This is a genomic window from Hymenobacter sp. GOD-10R (genome assembly GCF_035609205.1).
In the GTDB taxonomy this organism is placed as follows: Bacteria; Bacteroidota; Bacteroidia; order Cytophagales; family Hymenobacteraceae; genus Hymenobacter.
In genome coordinates this window covers 5,258,933-5,276,624 of sequence record NZ_CP141184.1, presented here as the reverse complement: position 1 = coordinate 5,276,624, position 17,692 = coordinate 5,258,933, and the positions used below count along the sequence as shown (strand labels likewise).

Below are 17,692 nucleotides of genomic sequence, written 5' to 3'. Positions count from 1 at the left end.
GAAAGGAGATGGCGAATGGACGCGGGAAGGTATAGAGAAAAGAGGAATAGGTATATTGCTGCGGTTGAGTTTAGTTGACTTTAATCATGAATGAACCTATCAAATTGAGCCATGAAGCTTCAGATGAGGACCTCTTAGACGCAGTTCGCGCATGGGTCAGGCTATTAGCTTCCGAACGCTACGATGAGGCATATCAATACACATATCAAGATCCTTATTTTGAGTGGAGCCCTGATTTAATTAAGAGTATGATTTATGGGTATGGTCTCCCGTATATAGATGGGGAAGAAGTATTTAAAGTAACTCCTATAGCACTCGCAGTAGAGAATGGTAGCTCACCCCGTGCAGAAGTATTCTTTCACATGCCTCGGAAGCATAGAATTGACCAAACCTTGGTAGTTGTAGTTGCTGAAATATGGTTTGACCTTCCATTGAATGGAGTTTGGAGTGATCTGACTGCTACGTTTGATGTGTTATTTATACCAGATTGTGTATCGCTTGAATTACAAGAAATACATGTTTTTTAAAATTATTAATAAGCAATTAGTCAATTCTGTAATTTTGCTGATGTGAGTAGAGGTATTAAACAAGTAAGAAACCTATAAAATAAATATATGGCAGTAAAATCAAACTATTTAGAACAAGTTAGTAAACTAAGTGCGGCAATAGACATTGCTATTAATTCCATCAGATTGCTCCCTCCAGATGGGTGGAATGATCATGATATAAATTCTATTACAAATTATTACTTGTCACTCAAAGATGAAGTTCTATATCCTAAGCCAATGTACAAGAATCTTAAATCCTTGAAATATTCAGAAGTAAGCGCTCTTACTTATTTTCAAGAAAGCTCCGGGAAAACAGTGGATTATTTTTGGCGCCAAGTAGATGACGCAAGGCTAGGATACAGGCGCCAAAACAAGATGCTTAAAATACTAAAGAGGAAAAGAATAAAATCCAGTGATGAGTATGACTTTGTGATAGATGTCCTTCTTGTCTATCAACAAGAAGGAAAAATTACAACCAGGGAAGCAGAAGATTTAAATGAGATGATAGCAGCTTACGAAAAAAATGCAGATAAAAATGATTTATAATTGTACTTTAGTTTGTGTAGAATATCTATTGAAGCGATATTATTATCTGGTTAAGTCATTCTGGGCTGCAAATTCATAATCTACTCGCGCTCACCTTTAGATTCATCATTGGTATACAGCTGCTCGCTTTGCAAGTGAGTACTTGCTACTCACTATTATCTTAAGTCTACCCTCTATTGACACTTGAATGGTATATTCTGATCAAAAGCTAGCCTGCCGGCTTGAGCGCACTGAAGCCCGCGCAAATGCAGCCTGTGTTGACGCACGAGCAAGGCTTTTTCCGGGAAGCAGGGCTCAATGGCTGGAGGTGGCCGGTGCATATGCCATGTTTGATGGGCCCGAGTCACCACTGACGCAGACCTTTGGTCTAGGTCTTTTTGAAGAAGTCACGCCCCATCATTTAGACAAGCTGGAAGCTTTTTTCAAAGAGCAGAACGCGCCTGTTTTTCATGAAGTTAGTCCCATGGCAGATAGCTCGCTCTTGAGCTTGTTGAACGAGAGGAAATATCAGCCTCTGGAATTGACAAGCGTGCTATACCGTGAGCTTACGCAAGACTTTGAAATTCAAGTTTCAAGAACCCCTCGCCTTAAGGCGCGCCTTATTAAGGCGGAAGAAACGACACTTTGGGCCCACACCTTAACTCGCGGGTGGAGCACCGAAGTACCTGGCTTGTCTGACTTCATGCTCGAATTTGGTCAAATCACGGCGAGCAGCGCAGGCGCATTCCCCTTCATTGCCGAATTGGCTGGCGAACCAATTGCTGCGGGTGGCCTCTTTATCTACGATGGCGTGGCGCTGTTGGCGGGAGCTAGCACCGCACCTGAGGGGCGTCGGCAAGGCGCCCAGATGGCGTTGCTTAATGCCCGTTTGCAATATGCGGCTGAGCAAGGCTGTACTATCGCCATGATGGGCGCATCACCCGGCAGTCAGTCGCAGCGAAACGCGGAGAAGAATGGCTTCCGCATCGCCTATACGCGCATTAAGTGGCAATTACGCTCGGGCTCTTGATTCAACTTTAGTCTTACGAACAAGGCCGTCAGCAATTCTCAAAGCAGAATTGCTGACGGCCTTGTTCGTAAGAAGGATGGACTTCAACTTAGCTAGTCCGCACCTGTCCGTTGCCGCGCACGAGCCACTTGTAGCTGGTGAGTTCTTCCAATCCCATGGGGCCGCGGGCATGCAGCTTTTGCGTGCTGATGCCGATTTCGGCACCTAGGCCAAACTGCGCGCCATCGGTGAAAGCGGTAGAGGCATTCGCGTACACGGCAGCGGCATCGACGCTGTTCAGGAATTGCTCAATGTGCTCGGGCGTCTCCGACAAGATAGCTTCGCTGTGCTTAGAGCTGTGCTCAGCAATGTGGTGTAAGGCTTCATCCAGGCTATTAACCGTCTTGATGGCCATTTTGAGCGATAGAAACTCGGTGCCGAAGTGCTCCGGCGTAGCGTGTTGCAACAGCTCGGCGGGGTACAATCCGCGCAGGGCTGCATAGCTAGGTTCGTCGGCGTAGAGGAGCACTTGCGCCGTGGCCAGCGGCGCGGTAAGGGCCGGCAGATCAATAAGGCGGGCGTGGTGCAGGAGCAAGCAGTCCAGCGTATTGCAGACGCTGGGCCGGCGCGTTTTGGAGTTGAAAATAATAGCACGGCCCTTGGCTAAGTCAGCCGATTCGTCGAAGAAGGTGTGCACGACGCCTGCGCCGGTTTCGATGACGGGTACTTTGGCGTTTTGGCGCACGAAGTCAATCAAACCCTGGCTGCCGCGCGGAATCAGCACATCCACGTAGCCGACGGCGTTGAGCAGCGCTTCGGTGGCTTGGCGGTCTGCCGGTAGGAGGGTGGCGACTTCCGGAGCTAGGTTGTGCTGGCGCAGCACATCGTGGATAACGGAAATGATAGCTTCGTTGGAAAAGCTAGCGTCGCTGCCGCCTTTCAAGATACTGGCGTTGCCCGTTTTCAGGCACAGCGCTGCCACGTCGAACGTCACATTAGGGCGGGCTTCGTAGATGACGCCGACTACGCCCAGCGGTACCCGCACTTTGGAGAGCTGCAAGCCATTAGGTAATTCTCGCTGTAATAGCATTTCCCCCAACGGCGACGTGAGGCCGGCCACGTTTCGAATATCTTCCGCAATAGCTTCAATGCGCGCTGCCGTCAGCTTGAGTCGGTCATGCTTCGGGTCGTCCGGCGACATGCGGGCTAGGTCCTTTTCGTTTTCGGCGAGCAGAAAAGGTGTTTTCGCTACGGCAGCATCCGCTAGGTCGCGCAGCAAGGCGTCAATCTTATCGGACGTTATAACGCCCAAGCCGCGGCTAGCTTTTTGGGTTGCTTCGAATACGGGTTGCAAGTTCATGCGGAGTAATTTTCTTCTTTTCAATAAACTAGAAGCTAGGTCTAAAGCTCCCCTCCTTTTTTAAGAAGGGGTTGGGGGTGGTAAAAGCCGTTGAACGAAAACTAGCTCTAATTTTCTAGCTCTATCCAACCACCCCCAACCCCTCCTTAAAAAAGGAGGGGAGCTTACTAACCTTAGTCTGTTTTAGCTAATTTCTGTGTTCAGGAACAAGTAATCATAGTGCACGAGCGGCTTCTGATTTTTCTGCCCAATACGCTCCATAGCCTTTTCTGAGCCATACTCGGCTAAACCTAGGCCGACAGGTTTCTGGTGTTCATCCACCAGCTTAATAATGTCGCCTTTCTGAAACTCACCGGTGATGTGCGTGATGCCTACGGGCAGCAAGCTGATGGCTTTACCGGGCGTCGTGAGGGCTGCTTTCGCACCTTCGTTGATGTGAATGACGCCTTTCACCGCCGTTTCGGAGTGCGCAATCCACTTCTTTTTGCCCGAGGCAATTTTGTTCGGGATGAAGCGCGTGTTTTCTACTTCGCCGCTGAGCAAGCGGGGTAGCACGTTCTCCGTCTTGCCATTGGCAATGTGCACGGCAATGCCCAGCTGCGCAACTTTGTGCGCCATGTGGCACTTCGTAATCATACCGCCGCGGCCAAACTGCGAGCGTTGCGTGGTGACGAACGACGAGAAACTAGTCGTGGTCGGCTCGATTTCCTGGATTAGCTCGGAGCTAGGGTCTTTGGGGTTGCCGTTGTAAATGCCATTCACGTTGCTGAGAATGAGCAGCGCGTCGGCATTCAGCATGGAGGCGATGAGGCCGGCTAGCTCATCGTTGTCGGTGAACATCAGCTCCGTTACGGAAATCACATCGTTCTCATTTACAATGGGGATGATGTTGTTTTGGAGCAGCGCGCCGAAGCAATTCTGCATATTCAGGTAGTGTACCCGGTCGCGGAAATCTTCCTTCGTAACGAGCACTTGTGCGCATACCAAATCGTGTTGGCTGAATAGCGTAGCATAGGTGGTGAGCAGCTTTACCTGCCCTACGGCGGCTAGCAACTGGCGGCTGGTTACGGCATCGGCTTTGTCGGAAACCTGCACCAAGCTGCGCCCCGACGCCACTGCACCCGACGACACCACAATGACTTCTCGGCCTTGCTTTTTGAGCGCGGCGAGCTGGTCTACCAAGTGCTGAATGCGAGCGGTGTCGGGCAAGCCATTATCCTGCGTCAGCACGTTGGAGCCGATTTTAACGATGATTCTTTTGTAAGCGAGCGACATATGACGGAAAGCAGAGCGGGCGAAATTTAGTTAGAAGCTAGCACAACGAGGGCGTTATGTCATGCTAAGCCTGTCGAAGCATCTCGCGTGCCGTGCTATAATCCCTGAAATTAGGATTAGCATTGCACGCGAGATGCTTCGGCAAACTCAGCATGACGTTCTTATGACTTGTTTATCTTAGCCACCTGCATTTTCAACATAACCTAGCTATGCGCTCCTGCCTTCTACTGTTGCTTTTCCTGGCTTCCTTCGCGGTAACGGCCCAACGTGTTGTGCCGCGCGACTTCAAAAAGTATTTCGATGAGCAGGGTGTGCAGGGTTCCTTTTTGCTCTTCGACGCGCAAGCCAACCAGTACACCGCTTATAATGAAACGCGCTGCCGCCAAGGCTTTTTACCTGCTTCTACTTTCAAAATTCCCAACACGCTGATCGGCCTAGAAACCGGTGCGCTGCGTGACACCAGCGAGATTTGCCGCTGGGATGACGTGACGCGGGAGGTAGCCGCTTGGAACGCCGACATGACCTACGCCCAGGCTCTGCGCGTATCGTGCGTGCCGTGCTACCAGGAACTGGCGCGCCGCATTGGGGCGAAGACGTACAACCTGTGGCTACCTAGGTTGCGGTTTGGGCGCATGCTTGTCACGACGGCAACGGTCGATACGTTTTGGCTGGCAGGGGCATCCCGGATTACGCAGTTTGAGCAAGTCGATTTCCTGCGCCGCTTGCAGGCTAATAAGTTGCCGGTGGCCGTGCGCAACCAAGAAGCTGTGAAGGCGCTATTGGTGCTAAACAAAGGCAGCAACTGGACGTTGCGGGGCAAAACCGGCTGGACGGGCTACTCGCGCGGCAACGCTCCAAAGACCCACAACGGCTGGTTTGTGGGTTGGCTGGAGCAAGAGGGGCGCCTGTATTTCTTCGCTCTGAACATGGAGCCCAAAAACAACGGCCCCGCCACGGAAAAATTCGTGCAGGGCCGCCGGCTGATTACAGAAAAGATTTTGCGTCAGGAGTTTAGCCTGATGCCGTGACCTAGCTACTCCATAGCATCCACCGAAACTTTATAAGTCGGGTCTTCCCAATAGTTCACGTCGATTAGCGCTTGGGCATTGGCGAGCAAGCGGCGCGAATCGGGGCTGAGGTGGCGCAGGTGCAGCTTCTTGCCGCTCTTGTGGTAGCGCTCCGTGAGCTTGTTCAAGGCTTCAATGGCGGACAGATCAGCCACACGACTCTCGCGGAAATCGATGATAACTTCTTGCGGGTCATGAGCTAGGTCGAACTTCTCGTTGAACGCGGCTACTGACCCGAAAAAGAGCGGGCCGAAGATTTCGTAATGCTTAATGCCTTGCTCGTCTACGAACTTGCGGGCCCGGATGCGGACGGCATTTTCCCAAGCAAACGCCAGCGCCGAAATAACCACGCCGATGAGCACGGCCAAGGCTAGGTTTTGGGAAATGGCCGTGATGAGCGTCACCAGCACCATCACAACGACATCTGTAAGCGGCATTTTGCCGATGATGCGCAGGCTAGCCCACTCGAAGGTGGCAATGACCACCATGAACATTACGCCCACCAGCGCCGCCAGCGGTAGCCGCTCGATCAATGATGAGCCCACTACCACAAACAGCAACAACGCCACCGCCGCCACCACGCCCGACAGCCGCTGCCGCCCCCGCGACTCGATGTTGACCATTGTCTGCCCGATCATGGCGCAGCCGCCCATGCCGCCAAAGAAGCCAGAAGTGATATTGGCTAGGCCTTGAGCCACGCAATCTTTGTTGCCGCGGCCACGCGTCTCCGTGATTTCATCTACTACGGTCAGGGTGAGCAAGCTTTCGGTGAGGCCCACCAACGCCATGATGAGCGAATAAGGAAAAATGATGCTGAGCGTCTGCCAGGTAAACGGTATTTGTGGCAGATGCGGCTGCGGCAATCCGCCCGCAATAGAAGCAATGTCGCCGACCGACTTGGTGGGTAAGTTGCCGAAAATAACCAGCCCCGACACAATCAAAATAGCCACTAGCGAAGGCGGTACGGCCTTCGTGACCCTAGGTAGCAAAACGATAATGGCCATGGTGAGCGCCACCAGACCTAGCATCAGGTACAAAGAAGAGCCGCTGAGCCAATGCGTAGCGCCCGTCGTATCAACCACCTTAAACTGCTCTAGCTGCGCCATGAAGATGATGAGCGCCAGCCCATTCACGAACCCAAACACTACCGATTGCGGCACCAGCCGGATGAACTTGCCAAACCGCAGTAAGCCAATGGCTATCTGAATAACGCCCATCAGCGCGACGGCGGCGGATAGGTATTCCACGCCGTGCTGCTCTACCAAGCTCACGATAACCACGGCTACGGAGCCGGCCGCGCCAGAAATCATACCCGGTCGGCCGCCAAAAAGGCTTGTGATTAGGCAGATAATACAAGCTGAACTGATGCCCACGAGCGGACTGACGTGGGCGAGCAGTGCGAAGGCTACTACCTCGGGTACGAGGGCGAGGGCCGTAGTGAGGCCCGCTAATACTTCATCCTTGAGGCTAGCGCCCCGAGTTAAATTTTCAATAAAAGACATCTGAGAGGAATAGATTCCGTTTGGAAAAGGCAAAGCATAGCCTGCGCCCGCCGGAATGCAGTGCAGCAGCTAGCTTGTAAAAGGCATGACGATAACGCGCTTGTGTAACAAGCGCCGCCGAGCATTAGGAGCTCACGGTGGCGTAAGGGCGATATGGGAGCGGGTGCCGGTCATGCGAAACGGTACGCAAAGCTAGGTCTAAATTGGCAGTTCCAGTGAACCTTGACCAGCGTATACTTGCCGGTCGAATGTTATGGCGCCCTACTGCTCACGGACAAAACGATGATCGGGCACCTAGCTCGGTGCAAGCGTCAGCACGCAACAACTGGTCGGACGGCTGAGCACTGTTAGACTCGGAACCGCAACTTTGAAATACCTTGCAGGCACATGCTTTCCCACAAACACGAAATCTTTCTGGAAGTCGCGCGGCAGCTGAGCTTTACCAAGGCCAGCCAAACGCTATTTACGAGCCAATCGGCGGTGAGCAAGCAGGTGAAAGCACTGGAAGAGTATTATAAGATCGGCTTGTTTGAACGGCTTGGTAATAGTGTGTCGCTCACGCCGGCCGGCAAGTTGCTGTATGATAAATTGCTGTTAGCGAAGCAGCTGCAACACGAATTGCACCAGGAGTTTGCCAGCATCAGTACCAGCTTCTCGCCTCAAATACAGATGATGATTGGGGCGAGCACGACCATTTCGCTGTACGTATTGCCGCCGGTATTGTCGGCGTACTTGCAGCAAAATCCGAACACGCAACTCACGCTTCGCAACCGCAACAGCGAGAATATTCTGAAGGCGCTGATTGAGCACGAAATAGACCTAGGTATTATTGAGGGCATCAACAAAGTCAGCAACGTGACTTACACGCCCTTCCTCACCGATGATGTAGTGGCGGTGCGCTCAGCCCGCAACCCGCTGGTGAAAGCAGAGTTAGATATTAAAGACCTTTACGAAACGCCGCTCGCTTTGCGGGAATACGGCTCTGGCACGCTAGCGGTATTGGAAGAAGCCCTGGAGCGGCAACAGGTCAAGCTAGTGGACTTGCCCGTGAAAGTGAGGCTAGGGGGGACCGAGGCTCTGAAGAATTTTGTGCGCGTAGACACCTGCCTGGCCTTTCTGCCGCGGCAGGCTGTGGTGAAGGAATTAGAGTCGGGCGAACTGGTGGAAGTACGTATTCGCAATCTGAAACTTACGCGCCAGTTCAACTTCATTCAGCGGAAGGGTACGGAGAACAACCAACCTTACCATGACTTTGTGCGGTATACGAAACGTTGGTATTCCGGAAAGGAATAGCCTATTCCGAATCACTATTTGATTTCGGTATAACGAGTTTCCTACTTGCTCAGATTTTAAACCTGGGCTTGTCATGACCATCTGCGCCGAAACTTCTAGTCGAATCACAAACCTTGAGTGCTCGGTTTGTGGCGCTCCTCATTCTGCATTTAAGCTACAGCGCCTATCGATATGCCACGGTATGCCGCTCATTGCCCGCTACGATTTGCAAGATCCGCTGCCAAAAGCGAGCATTCACTTCGTAGAAGGCAGCATGTGGCGCTACCGCGAGTTGCTGCCGCTGCTCGATGATGAAAACCGGGTCAGCCTTGGAGAGGGATTTACGCCCATTATCACGCTGCAAAACCTAGCCAACCGTTATAACCTTCGCTCGCTCCTGCTGAAGGACGAGGGCAAGAACCCAACGGGCTCGTTCAAAGCGCGGGGCCTGAGCATGGCCATTTCCAAAGCCAAAGAGCTAGGGGTACAAGGCTGTATTATCCCGACGGCTGGCAATGCGGGCGTAGCCATGGCTGCGTACTGCGCCAAAGCTGGCATGCGCGCTGTGGTAGCCATGCCGCGCCACACCCCCAAAGCCTTCAAAGAAGAGTGCTACTGGTATGGCGCCGAAGTGCATCTCATCGATGGCCTCATCAACGACTGCGCCGCTTGGGTGCGCGAAACCAACGCCGACAATCACCTGTTGGACGTATCGACGCTGAAAGAACCCTATCGGATAGAAGGGAAGAAAACGATGGGCTACGAAATTGCCGAGCAGCTAGGCTGGCACTTGCCCGACGTACTGCTGTATCCCGCTGGTGGTGGCACCGGCCTGATTGGCATCTGGAAGGCTTTTCACGAAATGCAGGCGCTTGGTTGGTTGTCGGCCGATGTGAAGCTGCCGCGCATGGTAGCTGTGCAAGCCGAAAACTGTCAGCCATTGGTGGAAACATTCCTAGGCCGGCAGGCTAATTCGCAGCAGTACAACGGTCGCCCCACCATTGCCAACGGCTTGGCCGTGCCGCGCCCTATCGGCGAGCCGCTGATGCTGGACGTGTTGCGCGAGTCGCATGGCACGGCCGTGAGTATTAGCGAAGACGAGATGCTACAAGGTATGCGCGAGCTAGGTAAGCAGGAGGGTTTGTTTGTAGCGCCCGAAGGCGCTGCGGTTTGGATGGCTGCGCGCCAGTTGCTGGCGAGCGGTTGGATTAGTGCCGATGAGCAGATCTTGTTGCTCAACACCGGTTCCGGACAGAAGTACTTAGAGAACGTGGAAGGTCGCTACGATCAGTAAAATAGTAGGGAGCCAGCGAATAGAAGAGGACGTCCTGCTGCGCTTGCACAGCATTTCTACGGCCAGAGTAATTCTAATGATTAGGGTTACTGTTGCGGTAGAGATGCTTGGTAAGCGCAGCAGGACGTTCTTATCTTAGGGAGGATGACAAAACGCAAATTATTTGCCGCCGTATGCACGCTGATGTTGCTGGCAGGCGCCGAGTTGCATGCACAAGGACCTAGCCTGCCTGCTAGCTTTCAAGCGCCACTAACCATGACTGCTGCCAGCCAAACCCGTCTGCACGCGGATGTGAAGTTCCTGACTTCGCTCCAGCCCGCTCGCAATTACCAGAACCTAGCTTCGCTCAACAAAGCCGCCGACTACATTCACGCCGAACTTGAAAAGCTAGGCTGCCCGGTGCAAGAGCAGAAGTTTAAGGTGAGAGGGCACGAGTACCGCAACATCATTGCTTCCTTCGGGCCGCCTGCTGCGGAACGCCTCATTGTGGGGGCGCACTACGATGTGTGCGGCGACCAGCCTGGCGCCGACGACAATGCCAGCGCCGTAGCGGGTTTGCTCGAAACAGCCCGGCTGCTGCAAGCCCAAGCGCCTGCGCTCAAGCACCGCATCGATTTTGTGGCTTATTCTCTCGAAGAGCCGCCTTTTTTCGCTACCGACGACATGGGCAGCGCCGTGCACGCTAAGTCGCTGCACGCGGAAAAGGTACCCGTGCGCGCCATGATCTGCTACGAGATGATCGGCTACTTCCGCGACGAGCCCGGCTCTCAGAACTTTCCCGATCCGCGACTAGCGGCGTTGTATCCTAATACCGGCAACTTTATTACGGTAGTTGGCAAACAGGGCCAAGAAGCATTCACCCAGCAAGTCAAAACGCTGATGAAAGCGCACGGCAAGATCGACGTGCAAAGTATCAACTTGCCCGCCTCACAAGGCTTGGCTGGACTGTCAGACCACCGCAACTATTGGCACTATGGCTACGAAGCCGTGATGATCAGCGACACGTCCTTTCTGCGCAACCCTCATTACCACGAACGCACCGACACCATCGAGACGCTCGATTTCAAGCGTATGGCGGAAGTCGTGAACGGAGTTTATGGTGCCATCGTAGGGCTGTGATATGAAACTAACCATCTTGCTTGTGCCTGGCTTGGGCAACTCAGGGCCGCAGCACTGGCAGAGCATCTGGGCGACGCTTTATCACCATCCGCGCGTGGAGCAGCAGGAGTGGGACCACCCTAGGTGCGCCGACTGGGTACAAGGACTGAACGAGGCAATTCAGCGCGCCGAGTCACCGGTGGTGTTAGTAGCCCATAGCTTGGCGTGCAGCACCATCGGGCACTGGGCCCATCAGTACCCGACTGAGGCAGTCGTTGGTGCGCTGCTCGTAGCCCCCGCCGACACCGAACGCCCCGATTTCCCGGCTGAAGCCACGGGCTTTGCGCCCATGCCCCAGCAGCGTCTACCATTTGCGAGCCTTGTAGTGGCTTCTACCAACGATGAGTACGTGTCCATAGCACGTGCTCAGGCGTTTGCGGCGGCTTGGGGTAGCGAGTTTGTTGATGTTGGGGCGCAAGGCCACCTCAATGTCGCTTCAAACCTAGGTAACTGGCCCACTGGCTATGCCTTACTGCAAAAGCTGCTACAGCAGGTATAGAGGTTTGTAGTTTTCCTATGTATTCGGCTAGCAGCCTATGGTAGCCGGCTGAGACTTCGTGCCCGAAAAAAGCAGGCCAGCAACGTGGAAGCAACATCCACAACGCTGGGGGCGTGGGAGAGGTATTGAGGGTGGCCTTTTCTCCAAAAGGTACTTTTTGTGAAAAGAAGGCTTTTTCAATAAAATCAATTCCCGGGCATGTGACTGTGTTTTGTAGAAGAGTTTGGTAAAAAACGAGCTGTTTTTGAGTAAAGTACTCTGTTTTTTGAGGTGTATCTTGGATAATTGTTAATGTATCTGGTATCTTGCCATAAGATTTCATAGTAGCCACATCTCAAAAGTTTACCCACTCAAAGCACTATGTCTAGTTCTTCCACTGGCTTCCGGCCTGGTCTGAGTTTGTTTGCGCTCCTTGCTTGCTTAGGGCTCGGAGCCGTAGCGGCCTTCGTGCCGGCTAATCACCCAGCAGCAGCACCCGGCACCATCAATGGCGCCGATGTGGCTTGGATGCTAACGGCTACGGCCTTCGTCCTGATCATGACGCCCGGCTTGTCGTTCTTTTACGGAGGCATGGTGCGGCCCAAGAATGTGATTTCGACCATGCTGCAAAGCTTCGTAGCGATGGGGGTAATCACCTTAGTGTTCTACTTTGTGGGCTTCTCGCTGGCGTATGGCGACAGCTGGCACGGGCTGATTGGCAATCCGTTCACGTTCGCCATGCTGCGCAACGTGGGTACGGCCACGCACCCGCTGCTTTCGCCCACGATTCCGTTGATTCTATTCTTCGCTTTCCAGCTGAAGTTTGCCATTATCACGCCGGCCCTCATCACCGGTTCTTTTGCCGAGCGAGTACGATTTAAGGGCTACCTAGCCTTTATGGTGCTGTTTTGCCTGTTCATCTACTGCCCACTGGCCCACTGGACGTGGCACCCTGAAGGCTTCCTGCGCAAGTGGGGCGTCCTCGACTTTGCTGGCGGCACGGTAGTGCACATTTCGGCAGGCATCGCCGCCCTAGCTGGTGCCATGGTGCTAGGACCCCGTGTGGCACAAGGCCGCAACACGTCTTTCTCGACGCCTAACGTGCCGTACGTGCTTCTCGGAACGGGCCTTTTGTGGATGGGTTGGTTTGGCTTCAACTCGGGTTCGGCTCTAGGAGCCAATGAATTAGCGGCCCTTTCTTTCGCCAATACTAACCTAGCTTCGGCGGCGGCGCTCGTGATGTGGTTGCTGATTGAAGTGGCTCGCGGGGGCAAACCTACGGCGATGGGCGCTTGCATTGGGGCAGTGGTAGGCTTGGTAGCCATCACGCCCGCCGCCGGCTACGTCGACTACGGTCAGAGCGTGCTGATTGGTATGGTAGCGTCGTTGATTAGCGCCGCGGCCGTACACTGGAAAAACAGCCGCACTAACATCGACGATACGCTTGATGTGTTTCCTTGCCACGGCCTAGGTGGCATTGTGGGTATGATTCTGACGGGCGTGTTCGCCAAAGATGGTGGCCTCGTGCATGGTACTACCACGCTGTTCAGCTACCACATGCTCGGGCTGGTGATTGTCATTGCCTACTGCTTCGTTGGCGCCTGGGTCCTACTAAAAGTAACCGACAAGCTATTCGGCTTGCGTGTGAAGCAATCGGAAGAAGAGCTAGGCCTCGACCTGAGCCAGCACGAAGAATCGACTTACCATGTGGATGAGGAGTTTGAAAAAACCTACCGCAAGGAGAAGGACACCGTAGCCGAGCGCGTTGAGCAAATTGCTTAAGCTGGGTAATTTAGCCTAGGAAGAAAAGCCGTCAGCCACAAGCTGACGGCTTTTTTGTGTTTGTTGCTCAGCGCTGGCCCGTGCTCTTCGGCATATTTAAGGGGCTAGGCTAGCGGCGGCATGTCCTTGCGCTCCAGCACTTCATCGATTAGGCCATATGCTTTGGCTTCATCGGCCCGAAGCCAATAATCACGGTCGGAGTGGTCGTGAATCTCCTGGTAGGTTTTGCCAGTGTGGTGAGCTAGGATGTTGTACAGTTCGGCCCGAAGCTTCAGAATCTCGCGCGCCGTGATTTCAATGTCGGCGGACGGGCCCTGAGCGCCACCGGATGGCTGGTGAATCATCACGCGGGCGTGGGGCAAAGCGGAGCGTTTGCCGGCGGCACCGCCAGCCAGCAGTACCGCACCCATCGACAACGCCACGCCCGTGCAAATAGTAGCCACGTCGGGCCCGATGTACTGCATCGTGTCGTAGATACCTAGGCCCGCGTACACCGAGCCACCCGGCGAGTTGACATATAGTAGAATATCCTTTTGCGCGTCAACTGATTCCAAAAATAAGAGCTGGGCCGTAATGACGTTGGCAATCTGGTCGTCCACGGCCGTTCCCAGGAAGATAATCCGGTCCATGATCAGGCGCGAAAACACGTCGATTTCGGCGAAGCGTGTAGGGCGTTCCTCGATAACCGAACGGGTCATGGCCGTAACTAAGGGGTATGCTTGGCTCTCTAAGCGGCGCAAATACTGATCTACTCCTAAGCCACTCAAGCCCTGACCGTGCACGGCGAACTTGCGAAATTCTTGTTTGGTGAGCATAAAAGAAGGAAAAAGACGCAAGGCATCTTCCAAAGTCCGGGCAATAGCGTGCCCGACGCTCGGAAAAGCGCTTGCAAGTGAGACAATACATTAAGGGAATAGCGGCTTACGGGGCAGTTCCGGGTTCCCGCAGAAGGCGCAGAGGAGACGCTGAGGGCGCAGATGCGACTTAGCCTAGGTGGGTAAAATAGCGGCGCAGCTGCTGACTTAGGTTGGAGAGAGCTGCCTGAAATTGCGCCACCCGACCGAGGCGTTTCGTTCCGTAAAGTTGGCGATGAATGGCAACCAGTTCACTGCGAAGCTGCTGTCGCCCAGCTACGTATAGGCCTTGGTAGAGTTGACGTTGAAGGTCGGTATCTGCCGCAAGGTCAGCATCTAATAGCTCCTGCACGTGCCAATCAGCTGAGGGCTGGCCCAGCAGATGATGCTCAATGCGTTGCAGACGTTCTAGCTCAGGCCGCATGGTCTTGGTGGGCAAATATGGAGGTGGCAACTTTGCGCACGGCATTGCGCAGGCGTTCTAAGCACTTGAATTTCTGCACCGTGGCCGAGCGTACGCTGCTGTACTGGTGAGTAGCCGCAATTTGCTCCAACGGCTCGTTGAAGTAGTAAAAAGAGACCAGGATGCTCCTACACTTCGTACCTAGCTTTTCCACATAATCTAGTACCAGCTCTGCCCCGGAGGCAGTAGCCGTTTCGGGCTCAGCGGCTATCGGTTCAGTAAAGTCGAGGTGGTCTTCGTGTAGCTCAGCGCTGGGTTGGCGGCTGCGGCGGGCTAGCTCCCGATGCCAGAGGTTGCGGCAGACGCTTACCAGATAAGTGCTCGGAGCAGCCGTTAAGGTCAAAGAGCCATGCACCGCTTTCTCATAAAAGATGATGAGCGCGTCGTGAAAGACATCTTGTGCATCTTGGGCAGAACCGCTGTGCCGTAGCACATGCCGCCGCACCAAGGGAAAAGTTTGGCGATACAGCTGCGTGAGCGTCCGCTCACGGTCGGTGCGCAGGGCTTGCTGCATACCTAGATCAGGCGCGGACGGGGCGAATGGAGCAGGTGGAGTTCTCATGCAAACGGAAGTTCTGACTATTAATCTTCGTTTTGCCTAACTATCACCCCTGCCAGCAAAAAATAGGTTGTCTGCTCCTTACAGGAAGGAACGAACCTAGGGTAAAATGCTCAGCGCAAGGCGTAAAACCAAACGTAAAGTACCGTACCGATTATATAGCCACCGAAGAAGATATTCTCGTAAGGAGGGCCTAGGTGCAGGGCCCTAACACCAACCGCGACGAGCCCAAGTACGGCCAAGCTTACGCCAAACCAAAAGGAGCGCTGCCGCTGCGCAGGCACCGCCAAGCGCCAAGTGCCAACGAGCGGAAAAAGTAGCCCCATTGCTACAAGACCTAGCGTGTTCAGAGGCTCTACCTTGGTCAGAAAGCCCGCTGCCAGCAGTAGCAGCCCCGTGCCCAATAGTGCCGAAAACTGCGTTGACTGCCGCACTTGTGTGGCGCTCAGCGCATGGTGACCATACGCGTTGAAGCGCAACAGTGTGTTGAACAGCGGATCGGCAAACCAGCTCATAAACACCAATATGAGGTAGAGCGGCAGCAGCAGCGGAAAAAAGCGCGAAAAGATAAATAGGCCCAAAAAGAGTCCACGACGTGCGCTGTCACTCAGCGAAGAGGACCAATAGGCAAAGCGCATAAAGCTGCGGTACACCCAGTACTGCGTCTTGAGTGCTTCGACCAATCCTTCACGAGCATAGTCCGAGGTAGGGGAGAGGCGCAAAGCCTGTCGAAAGTGCTCTAAAGCGGGTTTGGCTTGACCGGTTTCTAGCGCTACCCAGCCCGCGTCGGCATGGGTGCCGGCGTCGTCCGGGTCGTGGTGTAGGGCGCGGCCGAGGGCATCAGCAGCCTCATCACGCCGACCGAGGCGGGTGAGGGAGCGAGCCCGCAAACCTAGGCAGTCAACGTGCTCAGGGTCGTAGGAGAGGCCGGTTTCAGCAGCCTTCAGAGCCGCTTGCCACTGATGACGCTGGAAGCGAATAATACCTAGGGTATGATAATAGTTTGGATCGGTGGGGTCGAGAGCTAGTGCATGTTCGATGGCGACCAAAGCTGCTGGTTGACGATGCTGACGCAGGTGCGATAGGCTGAGCAGATAGTAAGCAAAATCGTACTCGGGTGCCAGGTGAATGGCGGTTTCTGCCTCGGCTTGGCCTTCCTCCAATTTCGCTTGGTCGAGCAAACACATGCCGAGCCAAGCGTGAGCTAGGGCATCGGTTGGGTCGGTTTGCAGAATGCGTCGCAATTCCTGCTCGGCCTGCGGGGCGCGGCCCTGGCGGAGCAGCAGCAAGATGCGTTCGGACCAATGATACGAGGAAACGTGTTCCATAGAGGCAGACAACTAGTAGATAAAGCCGCTAGAACGACTTGGCATAGTTTACGTTGGCAGCAGCCCACTCCAGCCAAGCAACAGCAAGCACAAAGGCTGCCATCCACACAAGGCCAGGCGAGTCAGCGGCATTCAGCCAGGAAGCTCCGCCTAGCACAACCGTTAGCACTAGTAGGCCAACTACTTTCTTGGCTGGAGTTCCTGCCGGAGTAAGGCTAGGCTCGGGGCGGACCGTAGTGCCACGTAGCAACCTAGCTTCGGGGTGGCGCCTCCATTGCACAGAGGCATACACGTACAGGACGAGCAGGGGAATACAAAAAAAGCTGATGACTATGCACAGGAGCAGCAGCAGAACAATGTTCTTGCGCTGAAGATGATGCATGTAGGCATCGAACCGTTCAAAAAAGCGCTTGAGACGAAAAGAGTGCTTGATGGTTTTTCGCAACCCTGTGTAGGCTTCCGGGTTTTCCGGATCGAGCTGCCGCGCTTCTTGAAAGTAGAGTTGGGCCCGCGTTGTTTCGTGGTTACTCAATGCTGCCTTGCCTAGGTGCAGAAGTACCGTTAGGAGCTTGCTTGCAGCTTTTGCGTGCGTCGGATCCAAGCGGAGTGTTTCCCGTAAATGGATTTCCGCTTTAGGGAAGTCTTGCCGGCTCAGTGCTTCTTCCCCACAGAGGATGTGCGCGGCTGGCAGCGTCGGATGAAAAGAAAGGAGCTGCTGCAAGACGCTGCTAGCTCGTTTCGGGTGGCGAAGCTGCTGCAGGGCTTGCACGGCCTGTACGAGACATTCGGCATGGGTAGGATCAAAGGCCAGTCCAGCGTACGCAGCTTGCAAGGCATCTTGGTAGTTGCCCTGCGTATTAAAAATCAATGCCTGTTGACCTAGGTATTTGGCATTGTAAGGGTTAAGCTGTAGCGCTTCTTGTATCGCCTGCAACGCGGCAAATGGCTGTGAGTCATTTAGCTGAATGACGCTGAGTAAGTAATACGCGTCGCCAAGCTGAGGATCAAGCGCAATGCCTTGCTTTACTGCTTGGTAAGCCTCTCCCCGACGCTTTTGCCGCAGGAGGGCTACTCCCAGCAAAATGTGGGCAAAAGCCTCCTGCGGATGCGCGGCCAAATGACGCCGTATAAGTTGCTCGGCTTGTTGTGGTCGGTGTAGCGCCAGCAAATGCTGGGCGGCTGCTTCCCACTGGTCAACGTGCGTTTGTTGCATGGCAA

17 protein-coding genes are annotated in these 17,692 nt (G+C 54.0%); 9 read left to right on the top strand and 8 right to left on the bottom strand.

The genetic code is table 11. The features are described from left to right. Positions 1-86: 86 nt before the first annotated feature. The 3 genes from SD425_RS21060 to SD425_RS21050 all read left to right on the top strand — a co-directional run bounded on the left by SD425_RS21060 (position 87) and on the right by SD425_RS21050 (position 2,103). Positions 87-527: a hypothetical protein gene (locus tag SD425_RS21060; protein WP_324672036.1), complete on the top strand. Its 441-nt coding sequence runs from the start codon at positions 87-89 to the stop codon at positions 525-527. A gap of 87 nt (positions 528-614) precedes the next feature. Further along, the gene (locus SD425_RS21055) at positions 615-1,094 is read left to right on the top strand and encodes a hypothetical protein (RefSeq protein WP_324672035.1); all 480 of its coding nucleotides are present in this window, start codon (positions 615-617) and stop codon (positions 1,092-1,094) included. 187 nt (positions 1,095-1,281) lie between these two features. Next, complete coding sequence (locus SD425_RS21050) at positions 1,282-2,103, top strand: GNAT family N-acetyltransferase (RefSeq protein WP_324672034.1); 822 nt, start codon at positions 1,282-1,284, stop codon at positions 2,101-2,103. An 88-nt stretch (positions 2,104-2,191) separates the two neighbouring features. On the opposite strand, the gene SD425_RS21045 is transcribed toward SD425_RS21050, so the two are convergent. Next, positions 2,192-3,442 (bottom strand): glutamate-5-semialdehyde dehydrogenase, encoded by a 1,251-nt coding sequence (locus tag SD425_RS21045; protein ID WP_324672033.1) that lies wholly within the window; start codon positions 3,440-3,442, stop codon positions 2,192-2,194. Between the two features lie 183 nt (positions 3,443-3,625). Further along, a complete protein-coding gene (proB, locus tag SD425_RS21040; RefSeq protein WP_324672032.1) occupies positions 3,626-4,717 on the bottom strand; it encodes a glutamate 5-kinase in 1,092 nt (363 codons plus the stop codon). 209 nt (positions 4,718-4,926) lie between these two features. On the opposite strand from proB, the gene blaOXA reads away from it, so the two are divergent. Further along, entirely contained in the window at positions 4,927-5,745 is an 819-nt protein-coding gene (gene blaOXA / locus SD425_RS21035; protein WP_324672031.1) for a class D beta-lactamase, read from the top strand. Between the two features lie 5 nt (positions 5,746-5,750). On the opposite strand, the gene SD425_RS21030 is transcribed toward blaOXA, so the two are convergent. After that, positions 5,751-7,286 (bottom strand): SulP family inorganic anion transporter, encoded by a 1,536-nt coding sequence (locus SD425_RS21030; protein ID WP_324672030.1) that lies wholly within the window; start codon positions 7,284-7,286, stop codon positions 5,751-5,753. A gap of 387 nt (positions 7,287-7,673) precedes the next feature. On the opposite strand from SD425_RS21030, the gene SD425_RS21025 reads away from it, so the two are divergent. The 5 genes from SD425_RS21025 (at position 7,674) to SD425_RS21005 (ending at position 13,270) form a co-directional block, all read left to right on the top strand. Further along, a complete protein-coding gene (locus SD425_RS21025; RefSeq protein ID WP_324672029.1) occupies positions 7,674-8,579 on the top strand; it encodes a LysR family transcriptional regulator in 906 nt (301 codons plus the stop codon). A gap of 73 nt (positions 8,580-8,652) precedes the next feature. Next, positions 8,653-9,852: a threonine synthase gene (locus tag SD425_RS21020; RefSeq protein WP_324672027.1), complete on the top strand. Its 1,200-nt coding sequence runs from the start codon at positions 8,653-8,655 to the stop codon at positions 9,850-9,852. A gap of 144 nt (positions 9,853-9,996) precedes the next feature. Continuing rightward, entirely contained in the window at positions 9,997-10,971 is a 975-nt protein-coding gene (locus SD425_RS21015; RefSeq protein WP_324672026.1) for a M28 family peptidase, read from the top strand. Position 10,972: 1 nt separating this feature from the next. Continuing rightward, positions 10,973-11,509, top strand: coding sequence for an alpha/beta hydrolase (locus SD425_RS21010; RefSeq protein ID WP_324672025.1), 537 nt, complete (start codon positions 10,973-10,975; stop codon positions 11,507-11,509). A gap of 360 nt (positions 11,510-11,869) precedes the next feature. Further along, complete coding sequence (locus SD425_RS21005) at positions 11,870-13,270, top strand: ammonium transporter (protein ID WP_324672024.1); 1,401 nt, start codon at positions 11,870-11,872, stop codon at positions 13,268-13,270. 104 nt (positions 13,271-13,374) lie between these two features. On the opposite strand, the gene SD425_RS21000 is transcribed toward SD425_RS21005, so the two are convergent. The 5 genes from SD425_RS21000 to SD425_RS20980 form a co-directional block, all read right to left on the bottom strand. Next, positions 13,375-14,085 carry an ATP-dependent Clp protease proteolytic subunit gene (locus SD425_RS21000; protein ID WP_324672023.1) on the bottom strand — a complete coding sequence of 237 codons (711 nt, stop codon included), beginning with the start codon at positions 14,083-14,085 and terminating at the stop codon, positions 13,375-13,377. 169 nt (positions 14,086-14,254) lie between these two features. Next, complete coding sequence (locus tag SD425_RS20995; RefSeq protein WP_324672022.1) at positions 14,255-14,548, bottom strand: hypothetical protein; 294 nt, start codon at positions 14,546-14,548, stop codon at positions 14,255-14,257. Then, positions 14,538-15,149 carry a sigma-70 family RNA polymerase sigma factor gene (locus SD425_RS20990; RefSeq protein WP_324672021.1) on the bottom strand — a complete coding sequence of 204 codons (612 nt, stop codon included), beginning with the start codon at positions 15,147-15,149 and terminating at the stop codon, positions 14,538-14,540. Before SD425_RS20990 ends, SD425_RS20995 begins: the two co-directional genes overlap by 11 nt. Positions 15,150-15,259: 110 nt before the next feature. Then, on the bottom strand, positions 15,260-16,474 hold the full coding sequence (locus SD425_RS20985) for a tetratricopeptide repeat protein (protein ID WP_324672020.1): 1,215 nt from the start codon (positions 16,472-16,474) through the stop codon (positions 15,260-15,262). 28 nt (positions 16,475-16,502) lie between these two features. Further along, positions 16,503-17,687, bottom strand: a complete 1,185-nt coding sequence (locus SD425_RS20980) for a tetratricopeptide repeat protein (RefSeq protein WP_324672019.1) — start codon at positions 17,685-17,687, stop codon at positions 16,503-16,505. Positions 17,688-17,692 lie beyond the last annotated feature (5 nt).

What these genes read in the sequence shown, in the direction of transcription:
- SD425_RS21060 (WP_324672036.1), top strand. Translation starts at nt 87, where the DNA reads ATGAATGAACCTATCAAATTGAGCCATGAAGCTTCAGATGAGGACCTC.
- SD425_RS21045 (WP_324672033.1), bottom strand. Translation starts at nt 3,442, where the DNA reads ATGAACTTGCAACCCGTATTCGAAGCAACCCAAAAAGCTAGCCGCGGC.
- SD425_RS21000 (WP_324672023.1), bottom strand. Translation starts at nt 14,085, where the DNA reads ATGCTCACCAAACAAGAATTTCGCAAGTTCGCCGTGCACGGTCAGGGC.
- SD425_RS21020 (WP_324672027.1), top strand. Translation starts at nt 8,653, where the DNA reads ATGACCATCTGCGCCGAAACTTCTAGTCGAATCACAAACCTTGAGTGC.
- SD425_RS21025 (WP_324672029.1), top strand. Translation starts at nt 7,674, where the DNA reads ATGCTTTCCCACAAACACGAAATCTTTCTGGAAGTCGCGCGGCAGCTG.
- SD425_RS20990 (WP_324672021.1), bottom strand. Translation starts at nt 15,149, where the DNA reads ATGAGAACTCCACCTGCTCCATTCGCCCCGTCCGCGCCTGATCTAGGT.
- SD425_RS21010 (WP_324672025.1), top strand. Translation starts at nt 10,973, where the DNA reads ATGAAACTAACCATCTTGCTTGTGCCTGGCTTGGGCAACTCAGGGCCG.
- SD425_RS21015 (WP_324672026.1), top strand. Translation starts at nt 9,997, where the DNA reads ATGACAAAACGCAAATTATTTGCCGCCGTATGCACGCTGATGTTGCTG.
- SD425_RS21050 (WP_324672034.1), top strand. Translation starts at nt 1,282, where the DNA reads ATGGTATATTCTGATCAAAAGCTAGCCTGCCGGCTTGAGCGCACTGAA.
- SD425_RS20995 (WP_324672022.1), bottom strand. Translation starts at nt 14,548, where the DNA reads ATGCGGCCTGAGCTAGAACGTCTGCAACGCATTGAGCATCATCTGCTG.
- SD425_RS21030 (WP_324672030.1), bottom strand. Translation starts at nt 7,286, where the DNA reads ATGTCTTTTATTGAAAATTTAACTCGGGGCGCTAGCCTCAAGGATGAA.
- proB (WP_324672032.1), bottom strand. Translation starts at nt 4,717, where the DNA reads ATGTCGCTCGCTTACAAAAGAATCATCGTTAAAATCGGCTCCAACGTG.
- SD425_RS21055 (WP_324672035.1), top strand. Translation starts at nt 615, where the DNA reads ATGGCAGTAAAATCAAACTATTTAGAACAAGTTAGTAAACTAAGTGCG.
- blaOXA (WP_324672031.1), top strand. Translation starts at nt 4,927, where the DNA reads ATGCGCTCCTGCCTTCTACTGTTGCTTTTCCTGGCTTCCTTCGCGGTA.
- SD425_RS20980 (WP_324672019.1), bottom strand. Translation starts at nt 17,687, where the DNA reads ATGCAACAAACGCACGTTGACCAGTGGGAAGCAGCCGCCCAGCATTTG.
- SD425_RS21005 (WP_324672024.1), top strand. Translation starts at nt 11,870, where the DNA reads ATGTCTAGTTCTTCCACTGGCTTCCGGCCTGGTCTGAGTTTGTTTGCG.
- SD425_RS20985 (WP_324672020.1), bottom strand. Translation starts at nt 16,474, where the DNA reads ATGGAACACGTTTCCTCGTATCATTGGTCCGAACGCATCTTGCTGCTG.